This window comes from Streptomyces sp. 3MP-14 (assembly GCF_006334905.2).
GTDB lineage: Bacteria > Actinomycetota > Actinomycetes > Streptomycetales > Streptomycetaceae > Streptomyces > Streptomyces triticirhizae.
Genome location: NZ_VDLZ02000002.1, coordinates 282,333 through 307,583 on the forward strand (window position 1 = coordinate 282,333; position 25,251 = coordinate 307,583).

Genomic DNA, 25,251 nt, shown 5'->3' on the forward strand with positions numbered 1-25,251 from the left:
ATGACCGCCACCCAGGCCACGCTGCGGCGAGGCGTGCTGCCGCTGCTGGTCTACGCCGTGCTCGCCGCCGCGATGGACGTCTACGCGGGGAACCGCTTCGAGGTGGTCAGCCCCGCCGCGATCGCCGCCGTCTCCTTCACCCTGGCGGTGGCCTTCTTCGCCGTGCTCGTCGCCGCCCGCCGCCGCTGGCACCCCGCCGAGCCCGGCGCGCTCACCACCCACCGCGCCGACCTGGTGGCCATCAACGTCACCACCGCGCTCACCTGGCTGAGCACCTTCTACGCCCTCGACCACCTGGAGCCGGCGATCGTCAACGTCGTCAGCCTCGCGCTCGGCCCCGTGATCACCGCGTTCGCCGGCCCGCTGCTGCGCCGGCAGAGCCGGGTGCTGGCCGCCGAGGTCGCCGTCTCGGTCGCCATCTGCGGGCTGCTGTGCGTGCTGATGTGGGGCTCGTTCAGCGGGCGCAGCGGGCTCGGCGAGATCGCCACCGGCGAGGCGCTGTGGGGCCTCGGCTTCACCCTGGCCTGCGCCGCCGGCTCGGCCGCCAACATCATCTATATGAAGCGGCTCAACGACGCCGGCTGCGACCCGGGCACGGTGCTCGCCACCCGCTTCGTGCTGATCGGCGTGCTGGCCTGGGCGCTGGTCGCCCTGGAGGCCGAGCCACGGCTGGGCGAGGCGCTGCTGCCCGGCGCCGTGGTCGCGGTGATCGGGGTCGCGCTGCCGATCTACGTGCTCCAGGTGGGTGTGCGGCACACCGAGCCCATCACCACCTCGCTGCTGATCTGCCTCTCCCCGCTCTTCGCGCTGCTCCTCCAACTCGCCGACGGGCGGCTGCGGTTCTCCCCGCTGACCCTGCTCGGGGTGCTGGGCGTGGTCGCCCTGGTGGCCGTCGGGGTGCTGGTGCGGGACCGGCGACCCGACGACCCCACCCCGACCGCCGTCCCGGTCGCCGCCCTCGCCCCGCCGGGCCCCCGCACCTCGGACCCCGGCGCGCCACGCGCGCCGACCGCCGGCGGACGGAACGAGACCGCCGGCGACCCCCGCGAAGGAGCCCCCTCGTGACCGCACCACCACCCGTGACCGGCCCACCCGAGAGCAACCGGCCGGGGCCCGACCGGCCGGGGACCGTCGCCGTCGTGGACGCCTACGGCGCCGGGCGCCTGCTGCCCGGGGCGCTGCGCCGCCGGGGCGTGGAGGTCGTCCATGTCCGCTCCCCGTTCCCCGACACCCGACTCGCCTACCGGCCCGAGGACTTCGCGGTGGACCTCGCCCACGAGGGCGATGTGGCGGCCACCACCGGCCGGCTGCGCGGGCTGGGCGTGACCCGGGTTGTCGCCGCCGCCGAGTCGGGCGTCGCGCTGGCCGACCAGCTGGCCGCAGCGCTCGGCGCACCGGGCAACGACCTGGCGCGTTCCCCGGCCCGCCGGGACAAGTTCCTGATGCGCCAGGCCGTGCGCGCCGCCGGCCTGGCCACGGCCGACACGCTCCGCACCGCCGCGCTGCCCGAGATCCTCGACTGGGCGGCGGCGCACGCCCGTTGGCCCGTGGTGCTCAAGCCGGTGCGCAGCGCCGGCACCGACCATGTCTTCGTCTGCCACACCCCGGCCGAGGCCGCCGACGCGCACGCCCGCATCCTGGCCTCGGCCAACCGCTACGGCGAGCCCAACGAGACGGTCCTCGCCCAGGAGTTCCTGGCCGGCACCGAGCACTATGTGAACACGGTCAGCCACGCCGGCCGCCACCGCGTGGTGGAGGTGTGGCGGTACCACAAGCGGCTGGTGGACGGCCGTTCCGTCTACGACTACGAGGACCTGCTCGCCCTCGACGAGCCCGGGGTGGCCGAGCTGGTCCGCTATGTCCTGGCGGTGCTCGACGCGTTGGGCATCGGGGAGGGCGCCGCCCACACCGAGGTGATGGTGACGGAGCGCGGCCCGGTGCTCATCGAGTGCGGCGCCCGGCTCGGCGGCGGCCAGACCCCGGAGCTGCTGGGCCGCTGCGTCGGCGCCGACCAGGTCAACAGCCTGGCCCACGCCCTCGCCGACCCGGCCGGCTTCGCCGCCGAGGCCGGGGCGCCGTACCGGCTGCGGAGCCGGCTGCGCTGCGTCAACCTGATCTCGCCCCGCCCCGGCCGGGTCCCGCAGCCGGCCGGCTGGCGGCCGGTGCGGGCGCTGCCCTCGTTCGCCGAGCTGGTGGTCAACGCCCCGGCCGGCGGCGCCCTGTCCCGCACCGTGGACATGGCGACCTGCCCCGGCACGGTCTATCTCAGCCACGACGACCCGGAGGTGCTGGAGTCCGACCACCGCGCGCTGCGCCGCCTGGAGTCGGCGGGCCTCTACGCCGGCCGGCCGTAGCGGGCTGTGGGTGTTGGGACGGGGGCGGGGTGGCGCGGGTGGTGTGTTGGGTGCGGGGTTTGTCTGCGGGCCGGTGGCCGGTGCGGGGCAGCCCGACTGATCGTTTGTTGGTCGACGAGACTCTGCGGTGTGGTGGGGGCTCTGGCGCGGACCACGACGCGTGGCCTACATGGCGCACGATCGGCCGGGTGCGGGCGTAACGAATGCCGGCAGGAGGCTGGCTGGGAGGGGGGCGGGGCTTCCGGGAGGTGGGGTTCGTTGCCGCCAGGGGTGGTCGAAAATGGCGGTGCGTGCCTTCCGGGCGCAGGGACCGCGCCGAGTTCGAGGGCCGGCCGGCGGCTGGGGGCGTGCGTAGCGCGCACCGGCTTCGCCGGCCTGCCCCGGCATGTCGCCCGTCTCGGACGTGACCGATCGTCGGACGACTGAAAGGGGGACGGCCCGTCGCCTCACCCCTGCTGGCACGACGGAGCGCCGGTCAACGACCACGCTGCCGCGCGAACAACGCCTGCCGGTGGGGTAGTCCGCACCTTGTCCGCTTCCGGGCAGGGGGGTGGGGGTCTCTTTCTGTAGGTGCCCGTCTAGAGTTGAACGATCTGTTCACTTCCAAACGGGCACCTAGAAAAAAGGTCCCCCCACCCCCCGGCGCGCCCGCCTTCGGGAGTCGACGGCCCGCTGACTACCAAGACGGCAGGCGATGTTCACGCGGCAGCGTGGTCATTGACCGAACCCAGCACCTACCGCCCGCCCCACCCGAACAACCGGCACCGCCCCCGTGAGCCGCCCGACGATCGGTCACATCCGAGACGGACGACATGCCGGGGCAGGCCGGCGAAGCCGGTGCGCGCCACGCACGCCCCCAGCCGCCGGCCGGCCCCCGAACTCCGCGCGGTCCCTGCGCCCGTGGGGCACGCACCGCCATTCCCGACCACCCCTGGCGGCAACGAACTCCACCTCCCGGAAGCCGCGCCCCCCTTCCCAGCCAGCCTCCTGCCGGTATTCGTTACGCCCGCACCCGGCCGATCGTGCGCCATGTAGGCCACGCGTCGTGGTCCGCGCCAGAGCCCCCACCACACCGCAGAGTCTCGTCGACCAACAAACGATCAGTCGGGCTGCCCCGCACCGGCCACCGGCCCGCAGACAAACCCCGCACCCACCTCTAGCGGCAGCGCTCCCGCAGCCGCAGCCGGCGCCGCAGCAGCGTGCCGGCCAGCGCCAGCAGCGCGAGCCAGCCGGCGTTGAGCGCCAACGCCGGCCGGTGCCCGAGGCTTTCGGCGACCGCCCCGCCCGCCGCGTTGCCCGCCGCCGCGCCCAACAGGCCGACGCCCACCAGCCGGGTGTAGGCCCGGGTGAGGGCCGAGCGCGGCGCCAGGGTGTCCAACAGCGCGGAGGAGGCGATCGCCGACGGGCCGCTGCAGGCGCCCACCAGGAACAGCGCGGCGCACAGCGTTCCCAGTCCGCCGGCGGCCCAGGCCGCCACGCCGAGCGCGAGCGCCGACCCGGCCAGGGTGGCCAGCAGCAGCCGGGACGGCGACCAACGCCAGGTGAGGGCGCCCAGCGCCAGTCCCGCGAGAATCTCGCCGGCCGAGGCCGCCGCCGTCAACAGCCCGCTGTGCGCGGCGGTGCCCAACGCCAGGGCGGCCGCTGGCACCGCGACGGCGACCATCCCGGCCGAGAACCCGGCGCCCGCAGCGAGCGCCAGCAGCACCGTCAACCCGGCGCCGCCGCGCGTCCCGCGCGCGCCGGCGGGGCCCGGGCCCGGCCGCCACGCGCGGGACGCGGACGACCGGGCGAAGAGCAGCGCCGCCCCCGCCGCCAGCAGCGCGCCGCCGAGCACGGCGCCGTCGGGCCCGGCGAACAGCAGCGTCAGCGACACCAGCAACGGTCCGCCGAGCAGGGCCAGTTGGAAGAGCACCGCGAGCAGCGCATAGCCCGCCGTGCGGGTGCCGCCCTCCGGCGGCAACTCGGACAGCAGCACCCTCATGCAGCCGGTGGTCGCGGGACAGGCCGCGCCCAGGCCGGCGCTCGCCGCTACGACCAGGCCCGGCCCGTTCGTCGCCGGACCGGCCGTGACCAGAACGACGCCCCCCAGCGCGCAGCCCAGGCCGGCGACGACGAGGACCGGCGGCTGGCCGAGTCGGTCGATCAGCCGGCCCTGCACGTCGAGCCCCACGGCGTTGCCCAGGCCGAACGCGGCCGCCGCCAGGCCGCCGGCGGTCAGGGAACCGGTCACCTCCCGTGCGTGGAGCAGCAGGCCGAGGCCCAGGATTCCCAGGGGGAAGGCGCCCAGCACCGTGGCCAGCAGGGGCAGGCGCAGCCGGGGGACGCGCAGCACGTCGAGATAGCTCCGCATGGTGACATGCCTCTCGGACATGCCCACCCACCCGGGAGCCGAACTCCCAACGGACCGCCGCCGCTTCGCGGCGACGGATGACGCCGGGCAGTCTATGCCGCCCGCCCCGCCCACGGCCGGGTTGGGGCCCGGCTCAGTCCTGCGCTTCGACGATCAGCAGCCGGCGGCCCGCCAGGTCGGAGCGGGTGGCGCGGGCGGCCGCGTACTCGGGGGAGGCGTACCAGCGTTCGGCGTGCTCCCGGCTGGGGAAGGCGAGCACCGTCATCCGGCGGCCCTCCGGCCAGTCGCCCTCCAGCGCGCCGGGCAGCGCGCCGCGCGCGAGATAGCGCCCGCCGTGCAGGGCGACGGACTCCTGGGCCAACTCCCGGTAGCGGCGCACCTCGGGGCTGTCGCGGTGCTCGGCCTCGGCGATCACATAGGCGGTCACCGCCCCAGCCTGCCAGACGCCCCGGCCGCCCCGGCCGCCCCGGCCGCCCGGGCGCCCCACCCACCCGCGCGCGTGAACGCCGAAGCCGAGCGCCGAAGCCGAACCCCGAACCCCGAACCCCGAACCCTGAACGCCGAAGCCGAGCGCCGCGACGCAACCGACGTGCTACGCCGACCCGTTGGCCGGGGCCGCGCCGCCGATCGCCAGTGGGGAACGGTGGTGACGCGGCCGTTCGATCTCGTCGAGGAGCGCGACCGCCAGGTCGGGGTAGGAGATCCGGTCGTCCCGGTCGGCGTGGTCCGCGATCCGGTAGCGGCCCGTGCGGCCGGCGCCGTGGTCGAAGTCGCCGGCGGGCGCGGCGTAGACCCAGTCCAGCGCCGAGCCCCGCAGCCGCTCCAGGCCGGCGGCGTGCCCCAGCATGAACGGGCGGTACTCGTTGGGGTAGCCGGGCTCGTCCATCAGCGGAACGCCCGAGGCGCCGGGCAGCACCGAGGCCAGCCCCACGAACAGCAGGCGCGACACCCCGGCGGGGGCCAGCCCCGTGTCCAGCGCGGAGGCCGCGCCGGGGAAGAACACGTCGGCGGGTGCCGCGATGTCCGCCGCCGCGTTGATCGCCGCCCCCTGCCCCGTGGCGAGCCGTGCCACGTCGGCCGCCACGCTCACATCGCCGGCGACCACCCGCGCCGCGCCCAGCTCCCGGTGCTTCGTCGGGTCCCGCACCACGGCGGTGACCTCGTGACCCCGCGCCTCCGCCTCGGCCACCGCCGTTCGGCCGGCGCGCCCACCGGCGCCGAAGATCACGATCCGCATCAAGGAACTCCCCTCGCCAGGGCCGGAGTCCCACACCCCGGCCGGTGCCCGGGACGCTAGCGGGAGCACCGGTTACCGATCGGATACCGGCTATCGTTCGCGACCATGAGGGAACCGTTGCCGTCCGACCTGTTCGACGAGGTCTGCCCGACCGCGCTCAGCCCGGTGCGCGTCGGCGACAAGTGGGCCGCCATGATCCTGACCTGCCTGGCCGACGGGCCGCGCCGCTTCTCCGAACTCCGCGTCCCGCTGCGGCGGGTCACCCCCAAGGTCCTCACGGCCTCGCTGCGCTCCCTGGAACGGGACGGCCTGATCGCCCGCGCCGAGACCCGCACCGGCTCGGGCCGGCAGGTCGAGTACCGGCTGACCCCGCTGGGCGAGAGCCTGCTCGGCCCGCTGGAGGTCGTCTGCGGCTGGGTCCGCGAGCACATCGACGAACTCCTCGCCGCCCGCGAGTCCTTCGACGCCGCCCGGGAGCGGCGCACCGCCTGACGCCGGGCAACCGAACGGGACGGGGAACGCACCACCACCACCGCGCCCGCCCGGCGGCTCAGCGGTCCGCGCCGCGGTCCGCGCGGCGCTGGAGGCGCAACCGCCGCTCGCGCAGGGCGCGTTGCCGCTTGCGCGAGGCGTCGCGCGCCGCGTTCCGCGCCCGCTGCTCCGGGCTCGGCGGGGGCCGGCGCCCCAGCCGCAGCAGCGCCCAGACCAGCACCGCGATCAGCGTGAACGTCATGATGGTGAGCACGATCACCAGCGGCAGGGGCAGCCCCTCCACGTCGTACTCCCGATAGATCCGGTGGTGCACCGGCCCGCTCCCTTCCCCCGCCGCCGTTCGCTCGGCCGTCCCACTGTCCCACAGCGGCCCGCACGGCCTCGCGCGTCGCGTCGACCGGCTCGACGCCCTCGTCGTCACGCTCCGCGCCCAAGGCACCACGATCGAGATTCGCCGGCTGGACGTCACCGACCCGGGGGCGGTGCGGGCGTTCGCGCAGACGGCGCTCGACAGGTTCGGGCGCATCGACGTCCTCGTCAACAACGATGGCATCAGGCCGCTGTCAACGGTCGCGGATCTGCGCGTCGACGAATGGAACCGGTTGACTTCCTCCCTCGCCTAGCGGCGGGGGGTTCCAGCGGTCGCCCGCTGGCTTTCCCGCTTCGTCGACGACTGCCCCGTCCGGGTGGACTCCCGGTCTTACATCGTCTCCACAGGCAGACGCGGCCAGCCCGGCGGCCAGAAGGTTCTTCGCCGCGTTCCCATCACGGTCATGCGTGGTGCCGCATTCGCACGTCCATGTGCGGATGTTCAGCGGCAGCTTCGCAGCGATCGTGCCGCAGGCGCCGCACAGCTTGGAGCTGGGGAAGTAGCGGTCGATCACGACGAGTTCACGACCGTTTGGTTCTCACGGACGAGCCGAGTGGTGAGCTTGTGGAGGTGGTCCCGGCGCCGGTCGGCGATCCTGGCGTGGATCTTGGCGACGCGGCGGCGGGCTTTGTCCCGGTTGGCCGATGCCCCGCTCCACAGGAGCTTCGTTCCCTCCCTCGGCCGAAGCCGGAGGTTTCCACGAAGGAAGGCCCCGATGATCGACGTCAACGAACTCGTCGTCCGTCCCACGGCGCAGGGCTGACGCCCGCCCGCGCCCGCCGTCAGGCGGGGCGCGCGGGTTCGTGATGTTGCATCCGCACGCGCATCGGCAAGCGCCGCACGGAACGGGCAACGCCCGCTGGCGTCCCGGTGGTTGACCGGAGAGGACCGCGAAGGTTCCGATAATGCCGAGGGCTGTTTGGAAACGACCGCTTTCCCGGTCCCCGGCCCTTTTCCCTCGCTGCCCCACCGTTCTCCATCGCCTTTCACGCGGCGCCGCTCATCGAATGCGCACGCGGTTATCCGAATGGGTGAACGACCGGCGGCGGTACGGGATTTGCATTCTCCTCGTTGCGTGACGCGCGGGCCGAGAACGGGGTACTTTCCTTCTGTGCGCGCGAATTCCGGTGCGGGGCACCTGAGTTCTGGTTCTTTCGGCGCGCACCGCCAGCGCGCCGGGGAACTCCCCTCCCGGCAGCCCACGTTCCGGCCGGGGTGGCGGGCACGTGGCGCCCAGGCGCCGGCCCGCGCGACAGCCCGCCGAGAGGAGACGGCCCGATGAACCAGCCAGCCCCGGGGGCCCCACCCCCCGAGCTGCGCGCGTTCCGGCAGCTCTACCACGCCCGCTATCTGCGGTACGCGCTGGTCCGCCTCGGCCGCCACCGGGGCGCGGTCGAGGCCGTGGAGCGCACCTTCGCCGAACTGGCCGCCCGCTGGCCCGAGGTGCTGAGCGCCCCGCGCCCCAACGCCGTCGCCTGGCGGCTCCTGAGCCACCACCTCGCGCACCACGAAGTCGCGCACCACGAAGTCGCCCGCCACGGAGGGGACATAGCGGCGACCGGCGGCCCGGCCTGCCCCGTCGAGGCGATGCGCGCCGAGGCTCGGGTGCTGAGCCGGTCGCTGGGGCTGCCGCCGGCCGAGGTCGCCGACGTGATGGGCGCCGACCCCGCCCATGTGACGGTGCTGCTGCGCCCCTGACGCCGAACCGACCGGCCCTGTCAACTCCCGTACGGAATCCCTGAGATCGGGCGGGCCGCTGCGTTACAGTCGGCCCCCGAACGGCGCCCCCGGTGTGCCTGCCCCGGAGCGCGGCGGGAGAACGGAGGCAGGGCTATCAGCGCGCGGATCGACATCACCACGCCCAGCGTCGCGCGGATGTACGAGTATCTGCTCGGCGGCGCGGAACACTACCAGTCCGACCGGGACGCCTGTGCCCGCCTGCTCCGCCTCGCGCCCAGCGGCGTCGCGGTGGTCCGCAACTGCCGGGCCTTCCTGGAGCGCGCGGTCCGCGTCCTCGCCGAGGAACACGGCGTCACCCAGTACATCGACTTCGGCGTCGGCCTGCCCGCGCGGCAGAACGTGCACCAGATCGCCAGGGAACACGTGCCGCGGGCCCGCGTGATCTATGTCGACATCGACCCGATGGCCGTCGCCCACGGCCGGCTGGTCCTGGAGGAGGACCGGCGGACCCTGGTGGTGCGGGCGGACATCACCCGCCCCGAGACCGTCTTCGGCGACGCCGAGGTGCGGCGGCTGCTCACCCCCGAGCCCACGGCGGCGCTCTTTGGCTCCGTGCTGCACTGCCTCACCGACGCCCAGGCCCCCGCCGAACTGGTCGCCGGCGTGCGGCGGCGGCTGCCGCCCGGCAGCTTCGTCGCCATCTCACACCTGGTCAGCGACGACGAACGGGTGCGCCGCGAGGTCAGCGCGCTGATGGGTGAGCTGACCCGGGGCCGCTGGGGCCGGGTGCGCCAACCCGGGGAGGTCGAGGGGTACTTCGCGGGAATGCGCCTGCTGGAACCCGGCGTGACCGACACCAGGAGCTGGCGGCCCGACGGCCGACTCCTCCCGCCCCAGCGGACCGACGAGTGGACCGGCTGGTGCGGCGTGGCCCGCACCTGAACGCGGAAGCGGCCCGCCAGGCCCCGCCCGGCCCGGCCTTCGCCGACCGCCGGCGGCCGCGAAGGCGGGACGTTCAGCCCCGGCGGTCGTCCTTGCGGCGGTACTCCTCGATCGCCTCGCTCAGCAGCGCCTCCGTGCGCTCCCACCGCGAGGCCACCTCGTTGATCTCCTCCAACAGGCCCCGATAGCGCTCCAGTTCGGCCGGCCGCGTCACATAGGTGGCGCTGTCCAGATGCTCCACATAGACCAGCTCGGACGGCCCGCCGTCCCCGAAGTGCAGCCGGGTGACCGGGTAGTGGGGAACGCGGCCCGCGCCCCGTTCGAACTCCACCACCCGCAGCCGCACCGAGGGCCGCCGCGCCACCTCCCGCAGATGCGTCAACTGCCGCCACATCACGCCGTAGTCGCCGACCGGCCGCCGCAGGATCGCCTCGTCCAGCAGCGCCCGCACCATCGGCGGCTGCGGCGCGACGAGCACCTTCTGCCGGGAGACCCGCAGCTCGACCTTCCGCTCCACCGTCATCGCGTCCGCGTGCGGCAGCGCGGCCCTGATCACGGCCCTGGCGTACTCCTCGGTCTGCAACAGGCCCGGCACCACATGGTTCTCGTAGGCGTGGATGCCGGCGGCCGAGCCTTCGAGACCTATCAGCCGGCGCAGGTAGTTCGGCGTCACATCGCTGAACTGCGACCACCAGGGGCTCTCCCGGGACTGCCGCAGCAGCGCCCGGATCTCGCGGGCCTTCTCGTCGGGGACGCGGAAGAAGACGATCAGGTCCTCGATGTCACGCTCCTTCGGCGAACTGGCCCCCCGCTCCAGCCGGCTGACCTTGGCCGCCGACCCGCGCAGCGGCTCGGCGACCTCGCGCAGCGTCAGCCCGGCCTCCCGCCGCAGCTGTCGGAGGCTCTCGCCCAACACCCGCTGCGCCGCCTCCGGCGTGCCCCAGCGCGGTGACGAGGGATCGCCCGAGGCGGCGAAGGGAAGCCGGCTGGGACCGCTCGCGGACATGCGCACTCTCCGTGGTAGGGATATCGACGTTCAGTATCCCCGACCGGAGTGCGCCTGTCCGCGTAACGGCCTTGTTGGGCGCGGGCGTTCGGCTCCTCAGGGCAGCCTCAGGGCCGCCTCACAGCAGCGAATCGAACTCGCCCGCCCGCACCCCGGACACGAACGCCCGCAGCTCCTGGCGCGTGTACACCAGCGCGGGCCCGCCGGGGAAACGGGAGTTGCGCACCGCGACCTCGCCGTTCGGGAGCGCGGCCAGCTCGACGCAGTTCCCGTCCCTCGCGCTCGCCGTGCTCTTCACCCACGTGACCCCGGGGACGCGGTCCGCCGGGCTGCCGTTCTCGAACACCATGGGCACAGTGGTTCCCTTCTCGCACGCTGAATCGCTCCGCGCCGCCGACGGGCGGCGCGGGCCGGGACGTCGCCGTGGTGCACCGGTGCGCGACCAGCGAACCGTAGCCGCCGCGCGGGACGCGCCGCGTCACCCACAGGAGTGGCGGTGCGGGCGCGCGGCGCCCCTCCGTCCGCCAGTTCCATGGCGCGGCCCTGGCGCGGCCCCGGCGTGAACGGCCTTGCCGTGCGGGCGTGTTGGGGCGGTCAGCCGCGTCGGGAGCGGGACTCGACCAGGTCGAGGGCGTGCTTGAGCACCTCGCACGCCTGGACGTAGTTGCCGGACTCCTGGAGGAGTTCGGCCAGCCGGCGGCAGACCAGCACCGCCTCCGGGCCCGTCGTCTGGTGGGTCTGGTGGAACGCCTGCTCCAGTACCTCGATCGCCTCCTTGGCGCGGTCGGCGTCGGCCAGCAGCTCGGAGAGTTCCAGCTGGAGGGCGAAGGTGGTGTCGCGGTCGCTGCCGTCGCGCTCGTCGAAGGCGAGGCGCAGCACGGTGAGCGCGTCCCGGTTGCGGCCGGCGGCGCGCAGCATCCGGCCCAGCCGCAGGCCGGCCGCCGTGATGGCGGTGCGCACATCCGCGTCGACGACGGGCCCGGCCGGCGCGTCAGGGCTGGCCAGGGCCCGGTTGCGGACCAACGGCAGCCGCCCGACGTCGTTCTCCTGGCTGCGCTGCGGCGCCGGCCTCGACTTCGCCCGCAGCCGGTCACTCAACTCCCGGTAGAGCGTGTCCAGATCGAGCACCTCGGGCCCGTCCGCGACGCCCTGCCGCAGCAGCCGCAGCAGCTCGCCGGTGAACGCGGTGTGCGGCTCGCCCTCCGGCGCCAGCGCGGCCCGGTCCCCGGGCGAGGCGGCCAGCACATAGGCCCCGTCCACGGTGGCCCGGGCGGCCAGCGCGTCCGTGCCGTCCAGGGTCCTCGCCGCCCGGCCGCTGAAGCAGCAGTCCAGGATCAGTACCCGGCGCCTGGCCCTGGCCTGCCGCAGCGCGGCCCGCAGATGGTCGAAGGCGACGGCGGTGTAGCCGGTGTGCGGTCGGGAACCGGCCAACGCCAGATACAGGTCGGCCGAGTCGGGATCGCGCAGCCCGTGCCCCGCGTAGTAGACGAGCAGCGTGTCGGTGCTCTCCTCGCCGGCCCGGTGCACCGGGTCAAGCAGCTCCGACGGGGTGGCCGGATCGCACACCTCGACGCAGTTCCGGTCGGGCAGCCCCCACAGCAGCGGGTCCCGCAGGGCGCCGGCCAGGTCCCGCAGATTGGCGGCGACGGCGGGGAGTTGGGCCAGCTCCTCGTAGCGCGCCCCGCCCAGCAGCACCGCCCGGGAGGCGGCCGGGTCCGGCGGGCCCTGGCCGCTCACCGCCCCTCGCCGGAACCGCCGCCGGTGCCGCCCGAGCCGCCGGTGCCGCCGGAGCCGCCGGAGCCAGCGGAGGCGTCGGGCGTGTCGGGCTCACCGTCCTCGGCCGCCTCCAGCAGGGCGACCAGCCGGGCCAGCGTCGCCTCGTCGGCCGGCCGGCCCGGCGGAACGTGCACCTCCCAGGCGCCGCGCTTCACCACCAGCGGCCGGCCGGTGCGCCGGGTGTCCCGCCACTGGAGCACGGAGACGGCCAGCGCGCCCGCCGAGAGGCCGGAGCCCAGCACCAGCGCCACCACGTCCAGCGCCGCGCCCATCTCGCCCTCGCCGGCGGGGCGTTGGGCCTCCAGCCGGCTGACCAGGCCGCGCGTCAGGGTCTCGTCGGCGCGCAACCAGTGGACCAGGGAACGGAGTTCGTCCTCCACGGCGATCGGCTCGCGCCCGCCGTCCTCGCGCGGCGCGAGGCGCACCTCGACCCGGGTCTCGGTCATTCGGGGTCCCCCTTCTCGTTCTCCTCCGGCGCGGGCGCCGGCGCGGACCCCGACGCGGGCGCCGGCTCGCCGTCGTCGGGCGGCGTCACCGGCTCGGTGTGCGCGTTGACGGTGGCCAGCAGCGCCAGGGCCTCCTCGCCCGACCCGAGCCGCGCCAGGCAGACCGCGTGCCAGAACCGGGCGGTCAGGGTCGTGGGGTCGCCCGGGCCCAACCGCTCGGCGCCGACCGTCCCGATGGTGGCGAGGAGGTCCAACGCCTCCCGGTGCTCCCCGCGTTGCACCATGCCCACCGCCTCCCGCAGCCGGGAGACCGCGTTGCGCGGGGTGATCCGGTGCAGCACCAGGGCCTGGGTGACATCGCCCAGCGAGAGCATCGAGGAGGGGGCCGGGAAGGAACCGCTGAGGGTGCGGTCCCGCCGGGCGTCGGCGGGCGCGGGCTGGGGGTCGGGGGAGGAGCCGCCGGGGACGAGGGGGCCGTCGAGGCTCCCGGGGATCTCCAGGGCCAGCGGCTCGCCGTCGTCCTCGACCATCGCGATCAGCCCGCCCAGGCTGCGGACGGGCGCCTCGGCGGTCAGCACCTCCAGGGCGGCGTCGGTCGCGGTCGGCCGCTGGGCGGGGTCCCTGGCGCACCAGCCGTTGACCAGGTCCACCAGTCCACCGGGCACGGACCCCGCCAGGGAGGGGGCGTCGACGGGTTCGACGCCCTCGTTGACCGCCGTCCACAGCAGTGTCGCGGCGTTCTCGTGTTCGGCGAACACCTGCTGGTCGGTGAGGACCTCCCGCAGGCACAGGCCGAGTGCGTAGTAGTCGGAGGCGGGGGTCGGCGCCTCGCCCCTGATCATCTCGGGGGCCATGTAGCGCGGGGTGCCGACGATCACGCCGCTCCGGGTGAGCGAGGTGTCGCCGCTGATCCTGGCCAGCCCCAGGTCGCAGAGGACCACCCGGCCCGCGTGGGTGACGCGGATGTTCGACGGCTTGATGTCCCGGTGCAGCACGCCCGCCTCGTGGATGGCCCGCAGCCCCTCCACCAGGGGCAGCGTCAACGCGGCCGCCAGGTCCCGCAGTCGCCAGCCCAGCGCCGCCCTCAGCCGGGCGAGGTCGAGGCCGTCCAGCCACTCCATCACCAGATAGGGACGCTGTTCGGTGATGCCCGCGTCATAGAGGCTGACCACGGCCGGGTGGTTGACCCGGCCGAGGGCCCGCACCTCGCGGCGCAGCCGCCCGGCCTCCTCGGCGGCGGACATCCCGACGCGTTCGTGCAGCACCTTGACCGCGACCCGTCGTTCCAACTCGCGGTCCCACGCCTCGTACACCACCCCGGTGCCGCCCTGGCCGACCTCCCGCCTGAGGTGGTAGCGGTCGGCGACCACCCTGCTCTGCGCCATGGGGCCATCCTGTCGCGCACCGTGATGCCCGGCAACTCCGCGCGCGCCGCGCCCGGTTGTCTCGGCGTCAGGCGGCCTCGTGCGTCATGTCCCGCGCCGCCTCGACCCGTTCGGGGATCTTGAACGCGGCCAGGCCCCGCGCGTGGAGGAACGCGCGGATCGCCGCCGGTGTGGGGAGGGCCGCGCCGGGCCGGGGAACGAGACGGGCGGTGACGCGTTCGCCGAGGAACGCGTCGGGAACGCCGACCACCAGCGCGTCGTACACGTCCGGGTGCGCCAGCAGGTGGTTCTCGACCTCCTCGGGCGCGAACTGCTGGCCACCCCGGTTGATGCCCCGCCGGACGCGCCCCACGACCACCAGCGCGCCGCCCTCGGTGCGCCGCACCAGGTCGCCGGTGCGGTGGAACCCGTCGGCGGTGAAGGCGAGCCGGTCGTGTTCGGGCGCGCGCCAGTGGCCACGGACGGTGCCCGGGCCCCGGACCAGCAGCTGGCCGGCCGCGCCGGGCGGCACGGGTTCGCCGTGCTCGTCCACGACGCGGATCTCGTCGTCGGCGCAGAGCGGGCGGCCCTGGGTGGTGACGACGGTCTCCACCGGGTCGTCGAGCCGGGTCGCGCTGACCAGGCCCTCGGCCGTGCCATAGACCTGTTGCAGGGCGCAGCCGAGCGCGGGGGAGACGCGGCGGGCCGTGCGTTCGTCGAGCGGGGCGCCGCCGACCTGGAGCAGGCGGAGGCTGCCGAGGTCCTGCGCGGTGGTGGCCGCCGCGTCGATCCAGCGGGCGGCGAGCGGGGGAACGAGGGCGGTGGTGGTGACCCGTTCGCGGGCGATCAGCGGGAACGCGGTGTCGGGGCCCGGGTGGGGGCTGACCACCACGCGCCCCCCGGCGCACAGCGTGCCCAACGCGCCGGGGGCGCCCAACGCCAGCGCGCCGGACGCCGGCAGGGCGCACAGATAGACGGTGGTGTGGTCGATGCCGGCGGCCTCGTTGGCGGCGCGCAGGCCGTGCAGGTAGTCGTCGTGGGTGCGGGGAACGAGCCGGGGCGCGCCGGTGGTCGAGCCGGAGAGGCGCAGCAGCGCGACGTCGCCCGGCTCGGGTCCGGTCAGCGGGCGCACCGGGTCCCTGGGCACGGAGTCGAGCGGGGTGTGCGGCCCGGGCCGGCCGGCGACCAGGACGTGCCGCAGGGTGGGCACCTCGTCGGCGACCCGGCCGGCGAGGGCCCGGAAGTCGTACCCGTCCCACGCGTCGGCGACCACCAGCGCGCGGGCCTCGGTGAACGAGCAGAGGTTCCGCAGCTCGGCCTCCCGGTGCTCGGGGTGCGCGAGGACCGGCGGGGCGCCGAGCCGGAGGAGGGCGAGGGTGACCTCGAAGAACTCGGCGACATTGGGGAGTTGGACGACCACCCGGTCGCCCCTGGCGACGCCCAGCGCGGCCAGCCCGGCGGCCATCCGGTCCACCAGCGCGTCAAGCCGGCCGTAGGTCCAGCGGCGGGGCCCGTCCACCAGCGCCACCCGGTCGGGGTGGGCGGCGGCCCGGTCGCGCAGCGCGCGGCCGACGGTCTCGCCGCGCCAGTGCCCGGCGGCCCGGTACCGGGCGGCGAACTCCTCGGGCCAGCCGGGCGTCGCCCGCGCGTCGGGACCGAGGTCGGGCGAGGCGTCGGGCGCGGGCGTGAGGGAGGGCGCGGGCGGCCGCTCGGCGGTGGCGGGAGCGAACGGGGGGAACACCGGGGCCTCCTGGGGCGGACTGATAACTACGGACTGATAACTTAGGTTAGCCTCACCTTAGCTCGGGTGGGGTGACGTCGCAGCCTGCTCCCCTGGAGGTCTCAAGTGACCCGCACCACCGCCCCCTTCGCCCCCGACCGCAGACGCTTCCTCGGCGGCGCCGCCGGCCTCGGCGCCCTGCTCGGCCTCACCGCCTGCGGGGTGCGCGGCGGCGGTGACGACGGGGCGGCCGAGGGCGAACCGACGGGCGCGGCCGAGCGGACCGTCGCGGCCGACAACGGCGAGATCGCCGTGCCCGCGCACCCCGAACGCGTCGTCGTCACCGACAACTACGGCGTCTGGATGCTCTTCGACGTCGGGCTCGCCCCGGTCGGCGTGCCCGAGGGCACCGCGCTCCGCACCGCCCTGCCCGACGACATCTACCGGGCTGTCCGGGATGCCACCACCATCGGCGTGCCGGGCGAGCCCAACGCCCAGGCCATCGCCACCCTCGAACCCGACCTGATCCTCGACCAGTTCTACGAGGAGAAGACCCGCGAGCTGACCACCATCGCGCCCGTCGTGTACTTCAACTGGGCCGACAGCGGCAACCTCTGGCACGAGCAGGCGGAACGGGTCGCCGACGCGGTCAACCGCGCCGACCGGCTCGCCGCCGTCCGCACCGAGTACCGGGACCGGCTCGCCGAGGTCCGCGAGACGCACGCCGAGCAGATCGCCGCCTCCACCTGGGCCCCGGTCAGCGGCGGCCCCAACGGGACGTTCTTCCTCGGCTCGCCGCTGCTGACCGTCATGCGCGACCTGGGCCTGACCATCGGCGCCGGACTGCCCGAGGAGGAGGCCGGCTTCGTCGAGAAGTCCTACGAGGAACTGGAGATCCTCCAGGACTGCACGGTGCTGGTCTACCCGGAGCTGTTCGACGGCACCCTCGCCGCGCCCACCACCGAGCTGCTGGCCAACCCGCTCTGGGCCGACCTGGCCCCCGTCGTCGCCCAACGGGCCTTCCCCGTACGGCACTACGGCGTCGGCTCCTACCGCTTCGCCATCGGCGCGGTGGACGAGATCGAGGCGATCCTCCGGCAGCTCTGAACGGGCGGCGCCGGCCGGGGGCGCGCCGCGCTCAGCGGGAGCGCAGCAGCCAGCCCAGATAGGCGCCGCCCAGCAGGGCCGTCACGACGCCGACCGGCAGCTGGACATGGCGCTGGTCGGCGTCGACCAGCGCCAGCCAGGCCACCCGCTCGCCCAGCCAGGCCAGCGCGGCGAACAGCTGGTTGGCCACCAGATGCGCGGCGGCCAGCAGGGCCGCGCCGGTCAGGCCGGCCGCCGCCAGGCTCACCCCGGGCCCGCGCGTCAGCCGCACCGCGATCTGCGGCGCGGCCAGCGCGACAAACGGGATCGGCCCGGCACAGGACACCGCCACCGCGCACAGCGCGACGCCGAGCCCGGTCAGCGCCAGCCGGACCCGGACCACGTTGAGGCCGAGGCCGCCGGCCACGTCGTCGCCCAACTCCAGGCAGCGCAGGTGCCGGCCCAGCGGGACCATCGCCGGCACCAGCGCCACCAGCGCGACGAGCAGCGTCGCCACCTCGCCCCAGGAGCGGCCGTGCAGGCTGCCGATCAGCCAGAGGTGCGCGTTCTGCGCGGTGTTCAGCTCCGCCCTGGTCAACAGGTAGGAGTTGACCGAGCCGAGGACGGCCGTCACGCCGAGCCCGATCAGCACCAGCCGGCCGCCGCCCAGGCCGCCCCCGCTGGCCAGCGCCAGGACCACGGCCGCCGCCAGCAGCCCGCCGCCGACCGCGCCCAGCGCCACCGTCTGGGCGGCGCCGCCGAGCAGCACGATCACCAGGATCGCGCCGGTGGCCGCGCCGCTGCTGAAGCCGATCACGTCCGGGCTGGCCAGCGGGTTGCGGGCCATGCTCTGGAAGACCGCGCCGCTGACCCCGAGCGCCGCCCCGGCCAGCACCGCGACCAGCGCCTGTGGCAGCCGCTCCTGGGTGACGAAGTGCACGGCCAGCCGGTCGCCCGTGCCATAGAACAGGGCCTCGGCCACCTCGGGAACGGAGACCGGGTAGGCGCCCACGCACAGGCTCACGCCGACCAGCGCCACGCAGCTCAGTGAAGCCCACGCCGCCACCAGCGCCAGGCGCGGCCGGAACCGGAACGACACCCGCGCCGCGAACAGCCGCACGGGGACGACCCCGGCCACCCGACCGCCGGCCCCGGCGCGGCTCCGGCTTCCCGGGACGGTTCCGTTGGCCGTCACGAGGCGGCCCCCCGCTGCCGGCGCACCATCGCGACAAAGACCGGCGCGCCGAGCACGGCGGTCATCGCGCCCACCTCCAACTCGCCCTCGGGCAGCACCAGTCGGCCGGCCGTGTCCGCCGCCAGCAGCAGGCAGGCGGCCAGCACCATCGCATAGGGCAGGGACCAGCGCAGGTCGGGCCCGGTCAGCCGGCGGGCCACCAGCGGAACGACCAGCCCGACGAAGCCGATCGGCCCGGCCGCCGCCGTCGCGGAGCCGCACAGCAGGGTGATCGCCAGGACACCCAGCAGCCGGGTCCGCGCCAGGTTCACGCCGAGGGCGCGGGCGGTGTCCTCGCCGAGCGCGATCCCGTTCAGCGGGCGCGTCAGGGCCAGCGCCAGGACGAGGCCGACCAGCACGAACGGCACCAGGTCGGCGACCAGTTCGGGCCGCCGGCCGGCCAGCGAGCCCACCGTCCAGAACCGCAGATAGTCGAAGGTCGCCGCGTCCAACACCGTGACGCCCGCGATCAGCCCCGACAGGCAGGCGCTGACGGCGGCGCCGGCCAGCACCAGCCGCACCGGCGAGCCCCGCCCCCGCCCCGAGGCGCCCAGCGCGTACACGGCGCAGGTCGCCAGCAGCGCGCCGCCGAACGCGAACCACACGAAGCCCCCGAAGTCCGTCACGCCCAGCACCCCGACGGCGAGGACCACGGCGGCGGAGGCGCCGGCGTTGACGCCCAACAGGCCGGGATCGGCCAGCGGATTGCGGGTCAGCGCCTGCATCAGCGCCCCGGCGGCGCCCAGCGCCGCGCCCACCAGGAGGCCGGTCAGGGTGCGCGGCAGCCGCAGCTCGCGGACGAGGGCGGCGGTGTACGAGCCGTCGTCCGACCAGAGCGCGCGCAGCACCTCGCCGGGGCCGGTCGCCCGGGCCCCGAGCCAGGTGCTCAGCACCACCAGGCACCCCAACACGACGCCGGCCAGCGCCAGTCCACCGGCGCGGGCCAGCGGGCTCCGTCGGGGAACGGGGGCCCCCGCCGCCCGTTCGGCGACGTCGTCGACCGTCTCCACGCCCCGTCCTCTCCCCGGCAGCCCCACCGTGGGCTCGTGAGGTAAGGCTAACCTTACTCATCCGCCGGGGGGTTGCCGGGGCCGCCCGAGGCCGGGGATCAGCCGTGCCCCGGCACCGCGTCGGTCTCGGGCGTCGCGCTGGTCTCGGGCGCCAGCAGGTGCAGCACGCGGGCGCGGTCCTTGCCGGTCAGCCCGTAGGGGACCACCATCAGCTCGTCCGCGCCCCAGGTGGCGGCGACATCGGCGAGCCCGGCGGCCACGCTCGCGGGCTCGCCTTGGACCAACTGCACCTCGGCCAGGTTCTGTTGGGTCAGATGTCGCTGCCGCGCCGGCGACAGCGGCTGGCCGGGCGAGCGCGTCGCGTGCGCCTCCACCACCTGGGCCTCGCTGGTCTCCCACGCCAGCCGGGCGGCCTCCTCGTCGCTCTCGGCGCACAGCACGTTGACCGAGGCGATCACCCTCGGCCCGGCCGGCCCGTGCCGGCCGGGCCGGAACTCAGCGCGGTAGCGGGCCAGGGCGGTCGGGCGCGACCTGGGGCCGAGGTGCCCGCCGAAGACGAACGGCAGGCCACGGGAGGCCGCCACCCGCCCGCCGTTCTCCGTCGAGCCCAGCACGAACACCTCGGGCGGCTCGGCCGGCAGCGGCGACATCCGCAGCGCGGCGAGCGGATGGCCCTCGGGCCAGTCGTCGTGCAGGAAGCCCAGCAGCTCGTCGATCAGCTCGGGGAACGCGTCCCGCGCCGCCGGCGAGGTGCGCAGCGCGCGGTCCAGCAGCGCGGCGTGCTCGTTGCCGCCGGTGGCGCGGCCGACGCCCAGGTCGACGCGGCCGTCGTGGAGCGCCTGGAGCACGGCGAACTGCTCCGCCACGGCCAGCGGCGCGTGGTTGGGCAGCATCACCCCGCCCGAGCCGACCCGCACCCGCCGGGTCACCGCCGCCAGGTGCGCCATCAGCACCGCCGGCGAACTCCCGGCGCAGCGTGGCGAGGTGTGGTGCTCGGCCACCCAGAACCGGCGGTAGCCGGCCTGGTCGGCGGCCCGCGCCACCTCCACGACGTCCAACAGGGTCTCGCGGGCCGTCCCGCCGGGAGGGATGACGGCCACGTCGAGGACGGAGAGCGGGATCACGGATGCCTCCAACGGTCGGCGGAAACGGGCAGTTGAGCGGGAGTCGGCCAAGCGAACAGACAGTCAGTCGGCAGGGGCGGGGTTCGGCGTCGGGGCGGGCAGGAAGAGCGCGAGGACCGCCAGCACGCCGAAGCCGGCGGCGAAGAGCGCGGCCACCCCGGTCAGCGGCAGCCCCGCCAGCAGCAGCCCGGCCGCCAACGGGCCCAGCGGCTGGAAGAGTTCGGTGACAAAGCCGATCGCCGCCGTGGTCCTGCCATAGATCTCGCGCGGCACCATCGTCGCCAGCAGCACCGCCAGCGAGGCGGCGATCACCGGCGTCAGCAGGCTCATCGCGGCGAGCGACCCGGCGAACGCCAGCTCGCTGCCGCCGGCCCACGCCACCGCCAGCAGCGCGGCGGCCAGCGCCGGCCCGGCCGCCACCAGCAGCTGGATGCGCAGCCGCCGCTGGAGGAACGGCGCGACCACCGAGCCGAGCAGCCCGGTCACCGCCGCCGCGCTGAGCGCAGCGCCCACCGCGCCGCTGCCGCCGTCCCGCTGTCCCAGGCCCAGGATCAGGGCGTAGACCAGCGCCTGGAAGAGGAAGTTGAGGCCGGTGGCCAGCACCGCCAGGGTGCGCAGGAAGCGGTTGGCCGCCACATAGCGCAGGCCGGCCGTCATCCGGCGCCAGAACCGCTCGCCGTCCCCGGGCCGTCGGTCCTGGTCGGCGCGCGGCGCCCGGTCGGCCGGCGGCGGCTCGGATGCCCGGCTGGCGCGGGCGGTGGGGGAGAGGAACCAGACGCAGACCGCCGAGGCGGCGAACGTCGCCGCCTCCACCGCGAACGGCAGGCCCAGCTCCACCGCCACCAGCAGCCCGGCCGCCGCCGGGGCCGCGATCTCCGCCGCGTAGCCGCGCGCCTGGTTCAACGACATCGCCGTCGGCAGCTGACCGGCCGGCACCACCCGCCGCACCACCGCGCTCTGGCTCGGTTTGAACAGCTCCACGCCCAGCTGTGCCACCATCACCGACACCACCGCCAGCCACAGCGGCAGGTCGCCCAGGAACGTCCACACCGCGACCACCGCGAACATCGCGCACCGCGCCACGTCGGCGACCAGCATCAGCGTCCGGTGCCGGAACCGGTCCGCGAGATAGCCGCCGGGCAGCCGCGCCAGCATCGCCGTCACCAGCACCGCCGTGCCGATGGTGCTGGCCGCCTGCGGCGAGTGCCCGCCGCCCAGCAGCGCCAGCGGCAGCACCACGAACGTCATCGAGGCGCCGAAGTCCGAGAGCGCCTGCCCGACCCACAGCAGCCGGAAGTCCCGGTTGGCGCGCAGCGGTCGGGGCGCCGGCGCCGCCGCCTCCGCCGGCGCCGCGTCCGTTGTCACGGCCGGCCCGCCCCGGGCGCGGCGGGCAGCAGGTCGTCCAGCACGAAGTTCCCGTTGCTCCGCGCTCCCGGCCTGGCGTGCCGCACCCGGTCCAGGAAGAGCGCGATGCCGGCCGAGCCGGTGGCGAGGTCGCAGCTCTCCCGGAACGTCTGCTCGCCGGGGAAGACGACGCCCTCCGGCCGGTCGATGGCCATGCACAGCACCGCGCCGGCCATCCGCTCCGCCTCCGCCAGCAGCGCCGGGTCGCCCAGGAACTCGTAGGCGTCCAGCACCGCGTTGCCCAGCCCGCTGGTGCCACGGAACAGCTGTGGCAGCACCGTGAACTTCCGGCACACGTCGGGCAGCAGCTCGTCGATCCGCCGCCGCAGCGCCGCCTCGCCCGTCACCTGGTGGTAGCGCAGCAGGGTGGTCAGCACCCCGGCCGTTCCCTCGTCCCAGTAGTGCCGCACCACGGCCACCTCCTCGTCGCCCTCGACCGCGCGGGACGGGAACGAGTACCGGCCGCCGGACTGGAAGATGGCCTGGGACAGGTCGAACTCCAGCGCGGCGCGGCCGAGTTCCAGCGGCTCCCGCTCGCCCGTCGCCCCATGCAGCGCCAGCAGGAACAGCGCCACGCCCGAGGCGCCGTGCGCGTAGCCGACCGGCGTGCCGCCCTCCGGGTCCGGCCACGAGGCCAGCCCGCCGTCCCGGTGCGCGGTCACCGCCAGCCACGCCGCGATCTCCCGGGCCCGCTGAAGGAACTCCTCCCGCCCACTGTCCCGCCACACCCGCAGGCACGCCATGCCGTGCCCGGCCGCGCCCGACAGCACCCCGGGGCCGGCGTGCAGCAGCGGATGGTCGGCCGCGTCCCGCAGCGTCCGCACCGCCAACTCCGGGTAGCCGAGCGCCGACTGGGCCCAGGCCACCCCCGCGCTCCCGTAGTACAGCCCGGGCGGCAGCCGGTCAGGGGACGCCGGCTGGCGCAACGCCCACCCCAGCAGCGTCTCGTCCACGGTGCCGGTCAGCCGGTGCGTGGCGTAGAGGGTGCCGTAGGCGCCGAACGCCAGGCACAGCGGGTTGGTCTCGAACACCAGCAGGTCGGTGGGGAAGAGCCGGTCCGTGCGTGAGGTGTCGGCGGTCTCGGCGCAGTACGCCACCACGCCGTCGAGCACGGTGTCGATCCGCTTGTGCAGCGCGGACGTCGCCGCCGCGTCCGGCTCCGGCGGCAGCGCCAGCGGCGCGGGGCGCCGCCAGTGCGTGGTCAGCGGCAGCTCCTCGATCCGCCGGCGCAGCGCGGCCGGGTCGGGCGCCGGCGCGTTCTCCTGGTAGAGGTCGGTGATGAGGGAGACCAGCTCGGGCGGCAGGTCCAGCTCGCCGGCCGCCTCCGCCAGCACCCGGCGGGGGATGGTCGGGTCGATGATGTCCGGCTGGAAGCACAGCAGCACGCAGCCGAGGATGATCCCGCCCAGCGCGTAGTAGTCGCTGGCCCGGTCGCCGCGCCGGGCGAGCATCGCGCGGCGGGTCGTCATGCCCGGCGTGAACAGGCCGGCGCCGCGCGCCGCGCCCTCCCGCGCGCCCTCGTGGAACGCCGACTCCAGGTCGATGACGCGGATGCGGTCGTCCGGGGTGACCATGATGTTGGTCGGCGACAGGTCGGCCAGCACGATGCCCCGCTCGTGGCAGGCCGCGATGGCGTCGGCGACCTGGAGCCACAGGCCACGGAACCGGTCGTAGTAGTCCGTCAGCTTCTCGGGGCTCAGCTCCAGCGTGTAGATCGGGTTGTGCACCACGCTCAGGTGGCCCAGATGGGTGCCGGGCACGAACTCCTCGGCCAGGAAGGCGTGTTCCCACTCGGTGAAGTAGGCCACCGGGCGGATGAACAGGTCCGTGTCGGCCAGCTCGGTGAGCATCGTGTGCTCGTGCCGCAGCAGCTCGACCGCGTCCAGGCCCTCGGGGCCGACCTGGACGCCGGGCCGCGCCTCGCGCAGCACCACGTCGGCGCCGGTCTCGTTGTCCACCGCGCGGTAGAGGCCGCCCCGGTTGGTGAACCGCATCGCGCTGGTGACGGTGAACCGGCCGTTCGCCAGGGTGATCTCCCCGCCGGAGCCGCCCGAGCCGGTCGCGCTTCCCGAGCCGGATGCCCTTCCCGAGCCGCGCGGCGCCTCGGCAGGGAACGGGTCCTTCGCCCAGTCGGGCACGTGGAAGTAGGGGTGGCGGATGTCGACGACCGGCTCGCCGTCCGGCGTGTGGATCAGCAGCTCCCGGTTCCCCGCCGGCAGCACCCGGGAGATCGTCTGGAAGCCGCCGTACCGGTAGTGCACCACCCGCGAACCCGGGTAGCGCCGGTCGGAGAGCACCATCGGCCCGTCGAAGCCGTCCAGCGCGCGGGTCAACGCGTCGCCGACCGCGCGGAACTCCGCCTCGTCGGCCGGGTAGACGGTGAGGAACTTGCCGCTGGCGCCCCGGGAGATCAGCTTCCCGTTGTTCTCCCGCATCGCCGAGGCGTCCATCAGGAACTTGAAGTGCACCGCCGCGTCCCGCAACACCGGCAGCGCCGCGCGCAGCGTGGCCTCCGTCGTCGCCGAGGTCGCCGAGACGTGCAGCTTCCACCCCTGCGCGACCGCCGGCACCCCGGGCGGCGTGGCGATCAGCCAGTACCCGCGGCGCGACAGCCGCCAGTCGCCGGGGATGACGGACCGGTAGAGCGCCAGGTGCCGCGCGTCCGGCTGACGGCGCTCCGGGTTCTCGAACCAGCGCGGATGGTGCGCCATATACGCCTGGACCGTCTCCCACTCCACCTTCATCGCCGCGTTGTCCTCTCTGGAAAGCCGGGTGCCGTGCGGGGGTTGGGCCGGCCGGCGCCGTGCGGGGCGGCGCCGGCCGGTGGCGCGTCGGTCGTACGGTTCGCCCGTGCGGCCGGGCGCTCGGTCAGGCGGGGTCGAAGATGCAGCTGGTGACCCCGCAGGAGCCGCTGCTCTGCGCGCCGAGCGCGGTCTCCGCCTGCCGCTCCGGCGACAGGCGCTGGAGCCGCAGCACGGTGCCGGCGATGGCGTGGGCGATCACCTCGGCCGTTCTGTCGGTGGTGTCGTTGGGGCCGGTGCCGCCCTGCGGCGGAGTGGGGTGCTCGACGGTGTCAGCCACGTGCTTCCTCCCTGAAGGGACCGGATCGGGATGTCGAACGGTGGCCGGCCGGGGCGGGCCGTGTTCGCCCGCCCCGGCCGGTCTCGTGTGCCGTGTGTCAGCCGGCGCGCCCGTCAGGCGGGGTCGAAGATGCAGCTGACGGCGCCACAGGAGCCGCTGCTCTGCGCGCCCAGGGCGGTCTCGGCCTGCTTCTCCGGCGCCAGGCGCTGGAGTTCCAGGACCGCGCCGGCCATCGCGTGCGCGGCCACCTCGACGGCGCTGGCCGCCTTGGCCGCCTCGCTCTCCTGCGTCGGCTGCTCGTTGGTCTCCGCCATGGAGCTTCCTCCTTGAGTCGGGGTCCTACGTGGACGGCGTGGCGTCCCCGAGCGGGAAGCGCACGCCGGGAGGAAGGTAGGGAGGGCCGGAAGAGAAACGGTTGCCAAGCGGTGAACGCCCAGGCAGCCGGCGGCCGTTGCCGTTCCCGACGGCGCCCCGCCGCCCGGCGCGCGGCCCCGCGCACCGCCCCGACCCGCACTCATACCGTTCCGCAACCGGACGGCAGCCGCCGCCGCGCAGAATGCCCGTTGCCCCCGCCC

24 protein-coding genes and 1 pseudogene are annotated in these 25,251 nt (G+C 75.3%); 7 read left to right on the forward strand and 18 right to left on the reverse strand.

Features of this window, described 5'->3' with window-relative positions:
- On the forward strand, positions 1 to 1,065 hold the full coding sequence (locus tag FH609_RS03590) for a DMT family transporter (RefSeq protein WP_226961372.1): 1,065 nt from the start codon (positions 1 to 3) through the stop codon (positions 1,063 to 1,065).
- Positions 1,062 to 2,354, forward strand: a complete 1,293-nt coding sequence (locus FH609_RS03595) for an ATP-grasp domain-containing protein (RefSeq protein ID WP_226961373.1) — start codon at positions 1,062 to 1,064, stop codon at positions 2,352 to 2,354. Before FH609_RS03590 ends, FH609_RS03595 begins: the two co-directional genes overlap by 4 nt.
- Before the next feature lie 1,156 nt (positions 2,355 to 3,510).
- On the opposite strand, the gene FH609_RS03600 is transcribed toward FH609_RS03595, so the two are convergent.
- The 3 genes from FH609_RS03600 to FH609_RS03610 all read right to left on the reverse strand — a co-directional run bounded on the left by FH609_RS03600 (position 3,511) and on the right by FH609_RS03610 (position 5,944).
- On the reverse strand, positions 3,511 to 4,725 hold the full coding sequence (locus tag FH609_RS03600) for an MFS transporter (protein ID WP_139670322.1): 1,215 nt from the start codon (positions 4,723 to 4,725) through the stop codon (positions 3,511 to 3,513).
- Positions 4,726 to 4,837: 112 nt separating this feature from the next.
- Positions 4,838 to 5,131, reverse strand: coding sequence for a DUF1330 domain-containing protein (locus tag FH609_RS03605; protein ID WP_139670324.1), 294 nt, complete (start codon positions 5,129 to 5,131; stop codon positions 4,838 to 4,840).
- Between the two features lie 165 nt (positions 5,132 to 5,296).
- Positions 5,297 to 5,944: an NAD(P)-dependent oxidoreductase gene (locus FH609_RS03610; RefSeq protein ID WP_226961374.1), complete on the reverse strand. Its 648-nt coding sequence runs from the start codon at positions 5,942 to 5,944 to the stop codon at positions 5,297 to 5,299.
- Between the two features lie 102 nt (positions 5,945 to 6,046).
- Between FH609_RS03610 and FH609_RS03615 the strand changes: the two genes are divergently transcribed.
- Positions 6,047 to 6,433, forward strand: a complete 387-nt coding sequence (locus FH609_RS03615; protein WP_139670328.1) for a winged helix-turn-helix transcriptional regulator — start codon at positions 6,047 to 6,049, stop codon at positions 6,431 to 6,433.
- Positions 6,434 to 6,491: 58 nt separating this feature from the next.
- On the opposite strand, the gene FH609_RS03620 is transcribed toward FH609_RS03615, so the two are convergent.
- On the reverse strand, positions 6,492 to 6,746 hold the full coding sequence (locus tag FH609_RS03620) for a hypothetical protein (RefSeq protein WP_139670330.1): 255 nt from the start codon (positions 6,744 to 6,746) through the stop codon (positions 6,492 to 6,494).
- A 43-nt stretch (positions 6,747 to 6,789) separates the two neighbouring features.
- On the opposite strand from FH609_RS03620, the gene FH609_RS03625 reads away from it, so the two are divergent.
- Positions 6,790 to 7,056, forward strand: coding sequence for an SDR family NAD(P)-dependent oxidoreductase (locus FH609_RS03625; protein ID WP_226961405.1), 267 nt, complete (start codon positions 6,790 to 6,792; stop codon positions 7,054 to 7,056).
- Here FH609_RS03625 and FH609_RS03630 read toward each other — a convergent pair.
- Positions 7,053 to 7,448: pseudogene (locus FH609_RS03630) on the reverse strand (zinc ribbon domain-containing protein); the annotation flags it as partial. The gene FH609_RS03625 and the pseudogene FH609_RS03630 overlap by 4 nt on opposite strands.
- 633 nt (positions 7,449 to 8,081) lie before the next feature.
- On the opposite strand from FH609_RS03630, the gene FH609_RS03635 reads away from it, so the two are divergent.
- Together FH609_RS03635 and FH609_RS03640 are read left to right on the forward strand one after the other, a co-directional pair.
- Positions 8,082 to 8,501: a hypothetical protein gene (locus FH609_RS03635; protein ID WP_139670331.1), complete on the forward strand. Its 420-nt coding sequence runs from the start codon at positions 8,082 to 8,084 to the stop codon at positions 8,499 to 8,501.
- A 147-nt stretch (positions 8,502 to 8,648) separates the two neighbouring features.
- Entirely contained in the window at positions 8,649 to 9,425 is a 777-nt protein-coding gene (locus FH609_RS03640) for an SAM-dependent methyltransferase (protein WP_319789578.1), read from the forward strand.
- Between the two features lie 73 nt (positions 9,426 to 9,498).
- Here FH609_RS03640 and FH609_RS03645 read toward each other — a convergent pair whose 3' ends face one another.
- From FH609_RS03645 to FH609_RS03670, 6 genes are all read right to left on the reverse strand, one after another.
- A complete protein-coding gene (locus tag FH609_RS03645; RefSeq protein WP_139670336.1) occupies positions 9,499 to 10,431 on the reverse strand; it encodes a helix-turn-helix domain-containing protein in 933 nt (310 codons plus the stop codon).
- Positions 10,432 to 10,549: 118 nt separating this feature from the next.
- Positions 10,550 to 10,780, reverse strand: a complete 231-nt coding sequence (locus FH609_RS03650) for a DUF397 domain-containing protein (RefSeq protein WP_122184379.1) — start codon at positions 10,778 to 10,780, stop codon at positions 10,550 to 10,552.
- A gap of 245 nt (positions 10,781 to 11,025) precedes the next feature.
- Positions 11,026 to 12,168 (reverse strand): caspase, EACC1-associated type, encoded by a 1,143-nt coding sequence (locus FH609_RS03655; RefSeq protein WP_139670338.1) that lies wholly within the window; start codon positions 12,166 to 12,168, stop codon positions 11,026 to 11,028.
- Positions 12,165 to 12,653: an effector-associated constant component EACC1 gene (locus FH609_RS03660; protein ID WP_139670340.1), complete on the reverse strand. Its 489-nt coding sequence runs from the start codon at positions 12,651 to 12,653 to the stop codon at positions 12,165 to 12,167. The genes FH609_RS03655 and FH609_RS03660 overlap by 4 nt, the downstream gene beginning before the upstream one ends.
- A complete protein-coding gene (locus FH609_RS32055; protein WP_139670342.1) occupies positions 12,650 to 14,038 on the reverse strand; it encodes a serine/threonine-protein kinase in 1,389 nt (462 codons plus the stop codon). The genes FH609_RS03660 and FH609_RS32055 overlap by 4 nt, the downstream gene beginning before the upstream one ends.
- A gap of 67 nt (positions 14,039 to 14,105) precedes the next feature.
- Positions 14,106 to 15,758: a (2,3-dihydroxybenzoyl)adenylate synthase gene (locus tag FH609_RS03670; protein WP_139670344.1), complete on the reverse strand. Its 1,653-nt coding sequence runs from the start codon at positions 15,756 to 15,758 to the stop codon at positions 14,106 to 14,108.
- 105 nt (positions 15,759 to 15,863) lie between these two features.
- Here FH609_RS03670 and FH609_RS03675 point away from each other — a divergent pair, with 105 nt between their 5' ends.
- Positions 15,864 to 16,844: an ABC transporter substrate-binding protein gene (locus FH609_RS03675; protein ID WP_193317982.1), complete on the forward strand. Its 981-nt coding sequence runs from the start codon at positions 15,864 to 15,866 to the stop codon at positions 16,842 to 16,844.
- Positions 16,845 to 16,875: 31 nt separating this feature from the next.
- Here FH609_RS03675 and FH609_RS03680 read toward each other — a convergent pair whose 3' ends face one another.
- The 7 genes from FH609_RS03680 to FH609_RS03710 form a co-directional block, all read right to left on the reverse strand.
- Positions 16,876 to 17,943: a FecCD family ABC transporter permease gene (locus tag FH609_RS03680; RefSeq protein WP_226961376.1), complete on the reverse strand. Its 1,068-nt coding sequence runs from the start codon at positions 17,941 to 17,943 to the stop codon at positions 16,876 to 16,878.
- A gap of 71 nt (positions 17,944 to 18,014) precedes the next feature.
- Positions 18,015 to 19,067, reverse strand: a complete 1,053-nt coding sequence (locus FH609_RS03685; protein ID WP_139670346.1) for a FecCD family ABC transporter permease — start codon at positions 19,065 to 19,067, stop codon at positions 18,015 to 18,017.
- Between the two features lie 98 nt (positions 19,068 to 19,165).
- A complete protein-coding gene (locus FH609_RS03690) occupies positions 19,166 to 20,191 on the reverse strand; it encodes an MsnO8 family LLM class oxidoreductase (RefSeq protein ID WP_193317983.1) in 1,026 nt (341 codons plus the stop codon).
- A gap of 63 nt (positions 20,192 to 20,254) precedes the next feature.
- Positions 20,255 to 21,556: an MFS transporter gene (locus FH609_RS03695; protein ID WP_193317984.1), complete on the reverse strand. Its 1,302-nt coding sequence runs from the start codon at positions 21,554 to 21,556 to the stop codon at positions 20,255 to 20,257.
- Positions 21,553 to 24,339, reverse strand: a complete 2,787-nt coding sequence (gene lanKC, locus FH609_RS03700) for a class III lanthionine synthetase LanKC (protein WP_139670352.1) — start codon at positions 24,337 to 24,339, stop codon at positions 21,553 to 21,555. Before lanKC ends, FH609_RS03695 begins: the two co-directional genes overlap by 4 nt.
- A 124-nt stretch (positions 24,340 to 24,463) precedes the next feature.
- Entirely contained in the window at positions 24,464 to 24,676 is a 213-nt protein-coding gene (locus FH609_RS03705; RefSeq protein ID WP_139670354.1) for a hypothetical protein, read from the reverse strand.
- A gap of 113 nt (positions 24,677 to 24,789) precedes the next feature.
- The gene (locus FH609_RS03710; protein ID WP_122184369.1) at positions 24,790 to 24,990 is read right to left on the reverse strand and encodes a hypothetical protein; all 201 of its coding nucleotides are present in this window, start codon (positions 24,988 to 24,990) and stop codon (positions 24,790 to 24,792) included.
- Positions 24,991 to 25,251 lie beyond the last annotated feature (261 nt).

Bases quoted from the DNA above. Each gene is read 5' to 3' on its own strand.
- FH609_RS03590 (WP_226961372.1), top strand. From the start codon at position 1: ATGACCGCCACCCAGGCCACGCTGCGGCGAGGCGTGCTGCCGCTGCTG.
- FH609_RS03600 (WP_139670322.1), bottom strand. From the start codon at position 4,725: ATGTCCGAGAGGCATGTCACCATGCGGAGCTATCTCGACGTGCTGCGC.
- FH609_RS03615 (WP_139670328.1), top strand. From the start codon at position 6,047: ATGAGGGAACCGTTGCCGTCCGACCTGTTCGACGAGGTCTGCCCGACC.
- FH609_RS03635 (WP_139670331.1), top strand. From the start codon at position 8,082: ATGAACCAGCCAGCCCCGGGGGCCCCACCCCCCGAGCTGCGCGCGTTC.
- FH609_RS03645 (WP_139670336.1), bottom strand. From the start codon at position 10,431: ATGTCCGCGAGCGGTCCCAGCCGGCTTCCCTTCGCCGCCTCGGGCGAT.
- FH609_RS03650 (WP_122184379.1), bottom strand. From the start codon at position 10,780: ATGGTGTTCGAGAACGGCAGCCCGGCGGACCGCGTCCCCGGGGTCACG.
- FH609_RS03660 (WP_139670340.1), bottom strand. From the start codon at position 12,653: ATGACCGAGACCCGGGTCGAGGTGCGCCTCGCGCCGCGCGAGGACGGC.
- FH609_RS32055 (WP_139670342.1), bottom strand. From the start codon at position 14,038: ATGGCGCAGAGCAGGGTGGTCGCCGACCGCTACCACCTCAGGCGGGAG.
- lanKC (WP_139670352.1), bottom strand. From the start codon at position 24,339: ATGAAGGTGGAGTGGGAGACGGTCCAGGCGTATATGGCGCACCATCCG.
- FH609_RS03710 (WP_122184369.1), bottom strand. From the start codon at position 24,990: ATGGCGGAGACCAACGAGCAGCCGACGCAGGAGAGCGAGGCGGCCAAG.